7 protein-coding genes are annotated in these 13,507 nt (G+C 60.2%); all 7 read right to left on the reverse strand.

Features of this window, described 5'->3' with window-relative positions; all coding sequences use genetic code 11:
• The coding region (locus tag VFV96_01915) for a family 43 glycosylhydrolase (protein ID HEU5069148.1) at positions 1-507 on the reverse strand (507 nt) is incomplete at its 3' end.
• 22 nt (positions 508-529) lie between these two features.
• Positions 530-4,156, reverse strand: coding sequence for a LamG domain-containing protein (locus VFV96_01920; GenBank protein HEU5069149.1), 3,627 nt, complete (start codon positions 4,154-4,156; stop codon positions 530-532).
• A gap of 61 nt (positions 4,157-4,217) precedes the next feature.
• Positions 4,218-6,971 carry a sialate O-acetylesterase gene (locus tag VFV96_01925; GenBank protein ID HEU5069150.1) on the reverse strand — a complete coding sequence of 918 codons (2,754 nt, stop codon included), beginning with the start codon at positions 6,969-6,971 and terminating at the stop codon, positions 4,218-4,220.
• Positions 6,972-7,121: 150 nt separating this feature from the next.
• Entirely contained in the window at positions 7,122-8,219 is a 1,098-nt protein-coding gene (locus VFV96_01930; protein HEU5069151.1) for a metallophosphoesterase, read from the reverse strand.
• 62 nt (positions 8,220-8,281) lie between these two features.
• The gene (locus tag VFV96_01935) at positions 8,282-10,840 is read right to left on the reverse strand and encodes a discoidin domain-containing protein (GenBank protein HEU5069152.1); all 2,559 of its coding nucleotides are present in this window, start codon (positions 10,838-10,840) and stop codon (positions 8,282-8,284) included.
• A gap of 28 nt (positions 10,841-10,868) precedes the next feature.
• The gene (locus VFV96_01940; protein ID HEU5069153.1) at positions 10,869-12,047 is read right to left on the reverse strand and encodes a DUF1080 domain-containing protein; all 1,179 of its coding nucleotides are present in this window, start codon (positions 12,045-12,047) and stop codon (positions 10,869-10,871) included.
• A 34-nt stretch (positions 12,048-12,081) separates the two neighbouring features.
• The gene (locus VFV96_01945; GenBank protein HEU5069154.1) at positions 12,082-13,464 is read right to left on the reverse strand and encodes a Gfo/Idh/MocA family oxidoreductase; all 1,383 of its coding nucleotides are present in this window, start codon (positions 13,462-13,464) and stop codon (positions 12,082-12,084) included.
• Positions 13,465-13,507: the final 43 nt, after the last annotated feature.

The raw sequence follows: 13,507 nt of genomic DNA on the forward strand, positions 1-13,507 counted from the left end.
CCAAATGTAGGCCGACTGGTCGTCGTCAATGAAGGTTTCGCCGTCAAGGACGATGGTCCCTTTGGGCGTCTGGTCGGGGATCATTTCCTTCCCATTTTCCCCCATGAGATTGCTCCAAGGTCCGACGGGAGAGTCCGAAACGGCGGCCCAGATCTGGCAGGGGACGCTGCTATACATGTAATACTTGTCTTTGAACTTCACCACCGACGGGGCCCACTTGAACTCCGTCTGGGGCCAGTTCATCGGCTGCCAGGTCCAATGCACGTAATCCTTGGAACTCCACACGCCCGCCGGACCGCGTCCAACATCCCACCCATCCGGCGTCGCGTAGATGTAGTAAGTGTCACCGAACTTGCGGCTGCACGGATCGGCAAAATATCCCGGGATCACCGGGTTTCCCGCGCGCGGCGAATTCCATGCCGTGCCTGCCAGCACACTGACACTCGTCATGGCCAGGCAGACCACGAGCGTTTTCCGGCGCATTCGGGATGTCTTTGGTTTGTTCATAATCTCCATCGCTCTCGTTCCATCAATTCTCATTGGGTTGACTCAACCGGGCCACATTGTGATGCGCCGCCTCGTAGATCTCTCGAATACCTTCCGGCCGCAGCGCGTAGCTGAACCATCGCAAGTCATCAATATCCCCGGAGAAGCTGGCCGATCCGGGCGGGAAGTCTTTGTTGCAATAGCCGATGCGAACCGGCAATCCGCCTTCGTCAAATTGCCCCACTGCCAGGCGACTCTTGCAGGCAAGACGTCCATCCACGAAACAAGCCACGTTATCCCCGGCAGCAACGGTTGATACGGTCACCGCCACATGATGCCATTGGCCATCCGCGACAGGCACCGGGGCCGCCGTGGCGCCCACCCAACCCGCGTCGAATTGCAGGCGGCCCTGGTTTACAAACAGCACCTTGCCGCCCCGTGCCCATTTGGATCCTCCGCCGGCCCGCGCCAGAATCGGCCCGCCTTTCGTTGTGCGGATCCAAGCGGCCCAGGTGAAGGCACCGTTCGCATGCAAATCCTCCGCACCGCGAATCTCCACATGGGTTTTTCCATCCAAGTGAAGGGCCATTGCTTCCACGCCCTGCCCCCATTCTGCTGCGCCGCGAATCAAACCCTGATGCCGGCCGGAATTATCCGTGAGCGTGGTGCCTGTTCCCTCGTTCATGCTCCAGATCACCGGGGCGGGCACGGGGGGCGTGGTTAACCGTTGCACCGGCGACCAGTCTGTTTCGTTGAAGTAGAGGCCACGAGCCTTCACACGGTAGGCAACCTCCTGATTGGGCGCCAGGTCTGAGTCTTGGTAGGATGACGCACGCTGCCAGCCGCTGCTATGGCCGGAGCCTTCCGTGCATTGGAAGAAGTATTCAACGCCGACTTGGCCCAACTCGGCAGCCGTCATCACGGCCGAAAAACAGTTTGTGCCAGCTTGGGGTGCCAGTGCCCAGGAAACCGGCCGGCGAACGTTCACGGCCGGGTCCGGACTGGCGCCGTGCAGTGTGAACGTGACCGGCGAGGTGGTTTGATATTCCAGCCACACGACCAGCACTGGCCTGCCATTCGGGTCGCGCACGATGCCTTGGCGGCATTTGCTGCCAACGGCCTGAGCCTGACCCTCGATTTCCAACCGACCCAATTCGGTGGCATTCCAGTTTCGAAACACGAAACATGGATTGAGAACCGGATGTTCGGGTGAGGCCATTATCCGGAAGACGGGCGAGGGTCCGGTGGCTGAAAGGACATACGCCCGCTGGCTTTGGTCATAGCCCGTGCTGACGCAGTCCGAGGCGGTTTCCAGCGCGGGCGCCTGCAGCCATGACTTGGCCAGTGGGACAAGCGCGACGGCACTTTGGTCGGTCATGCCTTCCATCAGGGTCTTTTCCAATGAGGGCACATCACCCTCCTGGCGCCGGCTGACGGGCCAGAAGAGATGGGAGACCGAACAATGCGCGGCCCGGTCGGGGAAAGAGGCGTTGCGCCCGGAAGAATTGATCTGCGAGGTCGGCCAGTGATTCCAGGAAGGGAAGACCGAATACCAGGTGCGCTCGCCCCGGTAGGTATCACCGCCGGTGAACCGCTGGATGGTGAACGGGTCGTATTTGCCGGTATAGTGGATTTGCTGAATGATGCTCCCGCCGTAGGCCGGCGATGGCGGCTCGGGATTCCAATCGTAATCGTGAGCCTTCCCGGCCGCATCCACCAAGGTCATGACGGGCGATTTTTCCAGCACGCTCTCCGGATGCTGTCCTTCGCCGAGAACGACGATCTGTTCATCCCACTCGTGCCACGACTCGGGCGTGTCCGTGTAGAGACGCATTCGCTTCACGGCGACGCCATCCGGATAGATGTAGTAATACCAGTCGGAAATGTCGCCCCAGCCGGTCCGCTCATCATAATTGGCCCAGTGATGGTCGGGATTGGACAACCAGCAGCGCCAGTGGACGACCACGCGCGCCGGCGTGTTCTCGAGGATGCGGACATGGGAGTTCCAACAGCCTTTGTCCGACATGGGCTCGCAATCCCCCGGCGCCCTGGCCGTGCCGCCGGTTTCGTTGAACTCGTTGTTGAACCACTGATTCTCCTCATTGACGACCATCGGCACGTAGCTCACCCCGCGCCAGAAGACAAACTTGGTTGGCAGTTGGTCGAAGCCCACCACGACGTCGGGATACTCGCCAAACCGCCACAAGTTGTCCCAGGTTTCGTAGTAAGGGAGGTGGGTGTAGACCCCCTTGAACTGCCCGCCGGTGCTCGGGTTGGGCAACACACGCCTTTGCATGTCGGGTGAAGAGACAACCGCCTGGCCGGGATTGAAGTTCCGGTGGCTTGCGGCGAGTTGGTCCGAACTCAAGGCCACGTCATAGAGTCGCACCTCGTCAAGCAGGGCATCCAACCCGAACTCACTCGCAAAGGTGTCATGCAGCGCCTCAGTCGGCATTCTGGGAATCCCCGCCTTGCCAACGCGCACGCTGGCGTTGACGGTCTGAACCCCACCCACACCGGCGGATTTGCTGGCCACCTGCTCGCCGTCGATATAAAGGCGCATCATGCCGTCGGCTCTGCTGTAGGTGCCAGCAATGTGATACCAACGGAAGAGCGCCAGGTGGTTGGCAGCCTCATACGGCGGGTGATTGGGAACCGTGAGTTGCTGCCAGACGCCGCCGACCTTGACCTTAAAGCCGGGGTAACCATGGGCATCCACGCCGAGAAAGAAACCGTCGTCATCTCCCTGTTGCACAATGGGCGCCCAATTCCACGGATAAGCACCCAGCGCGATCCAGCCCTCAAGCGTCAAATCGCCGCCTGCCAGTTTCGGCGCCTGCTCCGCCGGCAGGACCACTTCGGTGTGGTAGCCGTCAAATTCGAGGGCCGTGCCCGAAACACCTCGCTTCCAAAGCGTCTTGTCACCGGGAATCGACAGGCTCAAGCCGGAAACGAGTTCCCTGCTCAGGTTGCCCTGCCCCTCGTCAAACCTGAACCCGGCGACCGGAGCCACCACCGGCGGCCCTTTCTCTGGATTGCCCTTCACCCGGGCGGGCGGCGCTGAACGCCTGGCATTCTTGCGGCTCATCTGGGTGATTCCATTTACGTTCAACTGCAACACCTGCGTGGTCTGATTCAATGGATCATTCCATTCATCGATGGTCTTGGTTCCCTGTTTGACCACCCTTGTCACCTTGCCATCGGAGTGGATTGTAAACACCTCGTCCGTGAAATTCTTCGGGTCCAATCCCCCACGGGGATTTCCGGCCGTGAAACTCGACAAGTAACGCCAGTGAACGGTCGCTGTTGAGCGGCTGGATTCAATAATCTCGGCGTGAGAGAAAAGGTTGACCCGGTCAGGCATGGTAGCGGTCCCGTCGCCGTGCCGGGGGACGATTTCCTCGAGCGGCCACCTCCCCTGTGCGGTCTCCCAATACGGCAGATAACTCGCCCCGCGCCAGAAAACCAGCTTCCCATCCGCAGCGCCGATGTGAACAACAATGTCGGTCTCGTCGCCCGTTCGGGAGTAACGCTCAAAGGGATCGCCCGAACGCACGTGCGTGTAATAGGCGAAAAAGTCGGCGCGCGTTCCAGCGGAAGCCGCGCCTGGCATACTGGCCAGCAGCAGTCCTGCGATCGGCCCGCCCATGCTGTTGAAGTGCTTCAGCATCAGCGGACCGTCAAGTTGTAAAAACCATTCATCATGTTTGAATATTCGGCCTCGACCGCAGCTATTGCTTGCCCTCCTTTTCACTCACCAATGAGTTCGCGATGAATGCCTCCAGGTGTTGACGCTCATCGTCAAGCAAGGCCGTTTTGTAAACAAACACATCGCCGATGTCTCCGTTGAACGTCGTCCAGGCATCGGGCGCGTTACGGCCCACCGTGATGCTGGTGGCATAGGATCCCGCGACGCCTGGCACCAGCAAGGTCATGGGGCTGGTGGCGGAATTCGCCATCACTTCGACGCCATTCGCAAAGACTTTGTAACTTCCGTCCGGCTGCACGATGAGGCTTAGCAGGGTGGTTTGTCCGTCCGGAATGGCGACTTCGCTCACATCCACGGAACCATTGCGGCGCACGCAGATCCGGCCCGTATCGTTGCGAATCCCAAGCACCAGGCGGTCATAAAAAACGTCCACAATGGAGAACCATCCCGAGGCCGCCCCACTCCGCATCGGTCGCGCGACGACCACGATGCTCGCTCCATTGCATGGTATCGGCTTGGAATAGGATTCGAAATTGAATCCGTCTCCATCGAGATACTGATTCCGGCTGAATTTTCTGTCAGCGATCGTGACCGTCCGGGGCGTGGAGATGGGCGTAAGTGTGCCGCCCTCGGGAAAGAGCGTGGGCCAGACGCCTGTGCCGCCGGCTGCCGGAAGCGAATTCGCCCGCGCGGCCACAAGCAAATCACCGGTCCTTGGAATCTTCCCCGTGGAAACGGAGTCGCTTTTGAACTGCACAGAGATGGAATGGGACGAAGCAATTTTGGCAAAGGTGTAGGCATTTCTCGCCCCAAGATCCTTTTCATCGACCCGGACGTTCGCGATGGAGTAGCCGGGTATGGGAACAATGCGGAAGGTCTGCGTCCCGTTGTATTCGGCCATCACCTCTCCGCATGGTGAGATGCCGCCACCGTAACCCGCCTCCGCAGAAATCTTGCAGGCAAAGGATGCGCCGAGGGTATGATTTCGGCGAACATCATTGAGCGCGAAGTCCTCGCGCGGCCCCAGCGCAACTCCATCCACCGTCACCGACCTCGTGCTCATGCCGCGTTTCGGCATGATGCTAAACGCCTGCGCGCCACCCTGGGGCACGGCTACCGACCCCGACGGCCGCACCGATCCGCCCTCGTTCGCCACCGTCGTGATCTGGTAGGTCGGCGCCTTCCGGGCAAAGGTCGCTTCGATGGTGTGATCGCCGTAAACGGGGTCAAAGGTGAAGTTCGGCACTGACCCAACGGACGCGCCGTCCACCTTCACGTCCTCGATGAAATAACCCGGCTTCGGTTCAATCATGTAGAGAGCGGTCATTCGCTCCAACAGTTGCCTTGCGCCAGACGGGCGAATCTCTCCGCCTCCTCCCGCCTTCGCAATGATGCGGTGGTGGGTCGTCACATCTTCCACATAAAATGGCGCGGCGGGCAGCCCTTCCCGGTTGTAAAGGTTGCAGCCTTCCGGATTCTGCCAGCAGGCGTAGGCCACCTTGCGCGGTTGAGCAACCGAAGGTGAGGAGAGCAGCACCTGGTTATCTTTGATCGTCGCAATGGCCGGGAACCATTTGCCGTCAGCACCCGCAATGACAAAACGCTTCAACGTGCCTCCGACGACTTCTTCTGTCGGCTTATACCAGGTTTTGTGGCCGACCATCAGCCCGCTCCCAATGTGATCAAAGAAACAAACCACGGTGTTGCCCGCAACCGAGACGTCCTTCAGCACGGGCCCGCTGGCGACAAGGTCCGGATGACCGTAATCGTTCTTCAGCGCCCAAAGCGCCAGGCGTTCGCCGACGTCCTGTTTATTCTCGGGGTGATAGCCCGGCCAGCCCACCTTGGACACCCCGATATCCATGGCCGATGCGCAACCGGCGTGCGGCAGCGCCATGGCTTCGACCTGCTGCAATCGCGTATCTGCATCCCACCCCCCGGAGTGGAGCACCGGACTGTTGGTCGGCAACAGCTCGCCATAATTCGCAATCATCACATAGTAAAACGGAAAGTCGTCCATTCCGAAGAGCTGTTTCCAGCCCTGCACCATCGCCTTCATTTTCAGAAAATAACTGTCGGGCGACTGAACGGTTCTTTCGGCGTTTTCGCCCTGATACCATATCGCCCCCTTGATGCCATAAGGAGCCAGCGGAGCGATCATGCCGTTGGCCAGATGGAACGGACCATCGGGCAAAACCGGCTGGTCCAGAAGCGGCCTGAGTGCGGGGACGTCTATCAATCCTTCCGGGGAAAGCCACAGATCAATGGCGGTTCCGCCAACCGCAGACACGATCAATCCAATCGGTATAGAAGCGTCGTTGGTCTGATAGATACTTCGGGCGAAATAGAAGGCAGCCGCAGAAAAGCCGCCCGCACTGCGAGGACTGCATACAATCCACTTGGGATCGCCTTTTAGCCCCTTCAGTGGTTCACCTGCTGCCGTAAGGGGCACCCGGAACGAACGGATTCCAGAAAAATTGGCAGCAGCGATATCCTCGGGGCGATTGCAGGCGGCCAGCCCCATGTCCATGTTTGATTGACCGCTGCACAACCACACATCTCCAACCAAAACATCCTGCACGGTGATTATGTTGGAACCCTTGACCGTCAAGGTTTGCCCCCGGGTGTTGGCAGGCATGGCCGGAAGCAACACCCGCCAGTTCCCTCGCGCATCGGCCTTCGTCGAAATCGTTTCGGAGCCAAAGACAACGCTGACTTTTTCGCCCGGATCTGCGGTGCCGAAGACTGCCACGGGCTTGTCGCGTTGCAGCACCATGTGATCGCCAAACAACTTTGAAAGCTGCACGTCCGCCTGCGCCGCGTTGGTCAGCCCAATGCCGAGTGCAACAAACAACCAATAGAGCCTGAACGATCGCATGATCATATCCTGAAGAGTGACTTAGATGGACCCGGCTTGCTCACTTCTTCACTCCTTCGACAACCGGCCGCCGGGTTTGATTGATTTCACAAAAAAGTCAGCCGGGTCCTTGCTCCAGCCAGACTCATCGAAATGCGCGGCAATGAACTGGTCGCCGTGAATGCGCATGACCCAGCACACGCTGCCGCACGAGAAAACATCATAGCGGCGCGGATGGTCCGGCACCTTGCCCTCGTAAAAATACGCCAGATCTGCCGCATGCCGCTGCGGATCGGGCCATTGGTAGTGGGCCGTGTGATGGTCGTGCCCGTGCAGAATCGCCACCACGTTGTAGTCCTTGAGCAGTTCGTAAAGGGCGCGCCGCTGCTTCAGGGTCCACCAGTTCCAGTCATTGAGGGAGAAACCGTCGAATCCGTAGTGGTGCATCAGCACCACCGGCTCGCCCGAAGCGCCAACGTGTTTAACCAAATAATCCCGCAGAAACGACAGCGCGCCCTGCGGGTCATTCCAGCTTCCCGGCCCGGCCGGTCCAAACTTGAAGGGCGTTTCCGCGTCAGTCGTGTCAGCGGGGCACAACCCCAGGCTGACGAAATGCACGCCGTTCCAGTTCAGCGCGAAGTGGACGCCGTTGGTTGAAATGGCATCCAGTTGACCGGCTTCGGCGAGTTGACGATTGCGCCCGACGAGCCCGGTTCGCGCCGGGCCATCCGGCGCGCCGTCGTGATTTCCGGTGCACGCGAACACGGGCACCTTGTTATGACCAAACTGAAGCCCGAGCGCCGGAAACACCTGGTCGAAGCCGGCCCATTGCTCTTGCCGCACGGACAGTTCCTTGTCGCCATCGGTCAAATCGCCGAGCACGAACAAGCCGCGCGGCGGGGCCACCACACCCAATTGCACCTCGTCCAGCGCCGGCCGTTCGGGATAGGGCAACCCCACCAAACTCCGCATCGCCTCCCGCCGGGCCCGGGCACTGACCACCATTTGATCCGGCGTGAGTGCCGTCTTGTCCTTGTCCTTGTGCGCGCCCACGTGAACGTCCGAAAGCACAAAGAAGGTGTAGTCTCGCGTCGCCGCTGAGGTTGCCGCCCCGGTCACGGGAGCGACAAAAGCCAGCATCAAACTCGCCGCCAGCAACGGAACCATCCACGCAGCGCGCCGCGTCCGTTGGCAATGTGTCCGAAATAATCGCATAACTGAGGACTCGTCTATTCTTTCCAAGCCAGGATTTCCGTGACGCCGCTGCGCGCCTGTCCGTGATGAGTGAAAACCACACGAAACTTGCTGGTGGTCACCTTGGAAAAGGTGACCGTATTGACCGCGCTACCCAGGGGTTTGACCGGCGTCTTGACCTGGTCTGGCACGTCCTGCCATTCGGATCCGCTCCATGATTGAACCGTGTAGGATTCGGGTGGTTGAACCCCTCCATGATCGTCATAAATGCAGAGCTCGATGCGGCCGATCTCCTTCGGCTCACCAAAATCAACCTCCAGCCAGTCGGTTGCGTTCGTCGAACCGTAGGAAGTCCAGCGATTCACCGGCGTGGAGGTATAGACGGTTTTGCCGTCGTTGGCCCGGACGGGGAGGCCGCCAAAAACGTCATGAAACGAAGCGGTTGCTTTGGGAAAGCCTTCGCCGCGCAGGTTCAATGCCAGGTTCCCGGCGGGCGGCGGCGCAATGTGATACTCGCCACGCAGCGGGCCCCACGCCTCCAATTCCGTCAACCCGGTCTTGCCGTCCCGGCCGTTGGCAAACCGGATGCGAAGCTTCTGCGCATCGAGCGTTGGGAAGCTGACGACGTTGGCCCGATGTCCGGAGGGCTGCTCGGGGACGCGGGTCTGCCCCGGCACCGCCGACCACTCCTGGCCGGCCCAATATTCCAGATCATAGCGCATCGGCGCCACGATCCCTTTGCCGTCGTCGAGCAGGTAGAGCTTCACCATGTCGAGCGGACGCTTGACGCCAAGATCCACTTCCACCCAATCCGTTCCGCTTGGCGATCCTTCCGCGGTCCACCGGTTCGGCGGATGGATGGAATACCAGTAGCTCCCGTCATTTATTTTGGAGAGCGACGTGCCCTCGGCGGTAAATGAAGCGGTCACTTGCGGAAAATAATCCCCGTCGTTGCTGACCAGGTAATTAACCTCCTTCGGTTCCGCCGACGGCCGTTTGGCGGCGGGAAGTTTGGCCGTGACCCGCGCCAGCTTGCTGGACGTAGCGGCTTTTTTCCCGTCCACAAACACCGTCAAACCCTTGCCGCGTCCGTAGCGTTTGCCGTCCCGGTCCCAAATGACGCTGACGTTGTGGCCGTGATAATTCAAATCATCCAGCGCAAACCACGGCCAGTCTTCGGGCGCCAGCGGCTGGATTTCCAGGACGTCATCGGCGCGCGGCTTCACCCCCACGAGCCCGGTGATGATGAGATCGTTGTAACCGCTGTGGAAATAATCCTCGCTGCGGTCATACATGTCGTAACCCTCCCATGAACCGGTGTCAGGATTGGCCGCCTCGGCGATGTAGGGCTTGCCGTTCTTACGCTGGGTCAGGGAATAGATGCGGAGCAGCCGGTAGTAATCGGCGCGACTGATGACGTGCTGCTGGTAATTTTGCAGCAGGTTGGCCAGGGCTTTCAGCGTCTGCGTGGTGGCGTAGGGCCAGGACTGCCCGCTCCACCAGCAACAGGAGGCGTTGACGAGAAACAACGGATCGTGCCGCCCCACAAAGCTCGGACCGAACGGCGCGAGAAAATAGTTCGTGTCCATGAGGAATTTCCACGCCGCTTCGTAGCCGGGATCAGGCAGGTTGAATTGCCAGGGCACATAGCCGATCAACTCGCGCCCCTCCGGACTGCCGGCAAACGGGCCGTCCTCGTAAATCAAGGTTCCCGCCTTGATGGGTTTGCCGGGAAAATCCTTGATGTTCTCCTCATTGTTCTTGAAACGAATCAGGAAGAAATCGCGCTTGGGATCCCACAGGGACGCTTCAATCCGCTCCTTCAACTTCGCCGCCTTGGCATTGAAGACCTCGGCCTGCGCCGCATCGCCGGCCAGGGCGGAGAGTTTGGCAATCGCCCGCTCATCCGCCCACATGTAGCTGTTGAAGGAAGGCCGATAGCTCGGCGCGCCGCGCAGGATGTCGCTCGTCTGCCGGCTGGCAATGTTGAACTCCATGCCGTCGTCGTGGCCGATCTGCCAGAACATCCCCATCTCCGGCACGTAATGTCGCTGTTCGAGCAGATTGAAGTGCTTGACCAGGCCCGGCAGCAGGCGGGTGGCAAACCCCTTGTCCTGCTTCACCTCGTAAACCGCCCACGCGGAATCCGCCAGCCAGGTGCTGTAGTTGCGCGGCTGGGCTCCGGGCACATTCAGCCAGTAGTTCAGATAGTCATGGGCATATTGCGCATCACGCAGCCAGCGCGCTTCATACAAATGATGCCCCGCACCGCAACTGATCCCGCCATACGCGCCCGACCAGAAAGGCCGGTTCCGGAATTCGGTGAAGGAATACCCGCTGGCCGGCGAACCGTAAATGAGGTGCTTGGTCACCAGTTCCCAGCGATAATAGTAGGTGGTGTTGATGTCCGCATCCGGGCATTCGAAGAACGGGATGTTCGCCTTATACCAGTCCCAATCCCGGTTGTCCCAGAAGGTTTGGGCTTCGAGTTGGGCCTGCTTGTCCAGAACGGCTGCGGGAGCCGTTAAGACTCCGGCGGCAGCCAGCAACATGCCTGACGACCGGCGAACAAAAGGGGCCAAACGTATTTTCATGAACGGATGCTTCAACGACTTCATTACGTCACCTTTTTGCATCCCAATGTTGGGACGCGATGATTTGGTCAATCTCCTTCTTCGGCGCAAACGACTCGGAGAGGGCATGGAAGCGAACAAGGAAGTTGAAGACGTCCCGCAAGCGCCGCACTTCGTCCTTTTTGGCGCCCAGTTTCTCCGGTGACAGCGCCTTCAGGCCCGCAATGTATTGCTGCGCCCCCTGCTCCGCCTGCTGCAACGCCGCGGGGTTCTGCTCGTATTCGAGCGATTCCAACCAGAGATAGAGTGCCGGCAAGGGATCCGTTGTCGTGGAGAGTTGAGCGGCATGTTGCCGGATTGACGCGGCAATTTCCTGGCGCTTCGCCATCGTGGCGACCGTGGTCAGGTAGCCGTCGGTTCCACCTTCGACGGCGCGCGGCGGGAGCGGACGACACCAGATGTTGCGATAGCGAACCGGGTTGCCGTGATCCTGGAGCTTGAGCGGGGCCGCGTCAGGAAAAGGGCCCGGCCGGCTGCGCACCATGTGACTGGTGGGCCCTTCGATCTGGGTGTGGTCCTGCACCAGCACGCCGTTTTCAAACACCGTGACGTAGCCGGGATCAACGACCTTGCCGTCCTTGTAGATGGGGCGCCGGAACACGATGTCATAAGCCTGAAACTGCCCCGGCGGACGGAGCGCATTGGCCATGGGCGGCATCACATCATACACGGCTCCGGCTGTGCCGTCGGCGTAAGTCGGATTGTCATAGTTGTCCAGCACCTGGATTTCCATGATGCCCATGAGAAACACGCCGCTGTTGCCGCGGCCCTGATCGTTTCCCACCACCTTCGTCGGAGCGGCCCATTCAATGTGCAGTTGCATGTCGCCAAATGTGCGTTTGGTGCGGATGTAGCCGGAACCGGGAACACATTCCATGGCGCCGTCCTGAATCACCCACTTGGTCGGCTCTGGATTGGGCGTGTCGGCTTCCCATTGGGAGAGGTCGGTTCCATCAAAGAGCACGATGGCATCCGACGGCGGTTTGCCCGGCTGCTCCTGCGTGCTGCACGTGCCGGGCGTGACCACCGGCGGCTGCGGACGGTTCCGGTCGTGAACGGCCCAAGGATGATGGTCGTCCGGCGCATCGCCATAAAAGACCGGTCCCACGGCCGCTGCTGTAAAGGCCAGGCCAACCACCGAAGTGAACACAAACGTGTGAAGTCTCATGAGTCAGAATGCGGGTTTTAATGAAGCCCCCCGTTTAAGCCAGCTTCCATGGATGCCGATACGGGCGCGACAGCAGCTTGCTGGCTTCGGCATCGCCGATGATTTTTTCGCGGTCGGGGTTCCATTTGATTTTCCGTCCCACCAGCATCGAAATGAGCCCCAGGTGGCCCGGAATGGCCGAGTGATGCGCCACGTCCGCAGGCGTGATGGTCGGCTGACGCGATTTGACCGAGTCAATGAAGTTGCGCTGGTGATTGGAGGACTTGATGAGTTTCACCTTGCGCAGCTCATCGGGGACGTTTTTCCAGTCCTTCCACTCGGCGTTTGATGCATCAAAGCCGCCGCGGTCAACCCAAACCCAGCCGTCGGTGCCAATCCACTTGGTGCCGCCCCGAATGTCATCATAACCGCCGGCAATCGTCATGGTGACGTCCGCGGGATACTGCAACTCGATGCGGTAGCGGGTGCAGGTGTTCCACACGGCGTCCGGCGGCGGAAACTCCCCGTGTCCCTCGATTTCCAACGGCCCGGTGTGATCGAATCCGAGGCCCCAGTGTGCGATGTCGCAATGATGCCCGATCCAGTCCAGCAACTGGCCGCCGCCGATGTTGTAATTCCAACGCCAGTTCATGTGAACGCGCCCCTTGATGTAGGGCTCCATCCGGGCGGGACCGATCCACCGGTCATAATCCAGTTCCGGTGGCGGATCAGAAGGCGTCATGAACTGGCCGGTGCCGGCAAAATCGGTGTGACCCGACGGCAATCCCACTTCGACGTGGCGGACGCGGCCGATCATGCCGTTGCGAACAATCTCGGCAGCCTTGTGAAAGTTGCTCACCGACCGCTGCCAGGAGCCTGTCTGCCAGATGATCCTGTGCTGGCGGACCGCACGGACGATGGCCTGCTGTTCGGCAATGGTCCGCGCCAAGGGCTTCTCACCATAAACATCCTTGCCCCGCCGCGCGGCCTCCGTCGCAACCAGCGCGTGCCAGTTGTCGGGCACGGCCAGCATCACGGCGTCGATGTCCTCGCGGGCCATGAGTTCACGATAATCGTGATACGCCGCACAATCCTTGTTTTGATAGTGGCCGTTGATGGTGTTCACCGCGGCGGCAAGATGATCACGATCGACATCGCAGGCGGCCACAACCTGGCAATCCGGCAGATTCAGAAACGCCCCGGTGTTCCACGGCCCCTGCATGCCCCAGCCCACCACGCCAATGGTGATCCGCTCGGACGCCGATTTGCGTGGCTTGCCGCCCGTGGCGCAACTGGTCAGGATTGTGGGGGCCGCCAGCGCCAGCGCCGTGGTGGCGAGGAAATGGCGGCGGGAGAAGGAACGCGGCGCCGCGGCCGCGTTGTCCGCCGGGCGGCCGCCCGATAGTTTACGAGTGGAGTTGGTTTCGTGCTTGTTCATGGTTGTGTTTCAATTCCTGGCTTTTTGTCCGGGCAAGGCGCCC

This window comes from Verrucomicrobiia bacterium (assembly GCA_035765895.1).
Classification (GTDB): Bacteria; Verrucomicrobiota; Verrucomicrobiia; order Limisphaerales; family DSYF01; genus DSYF01.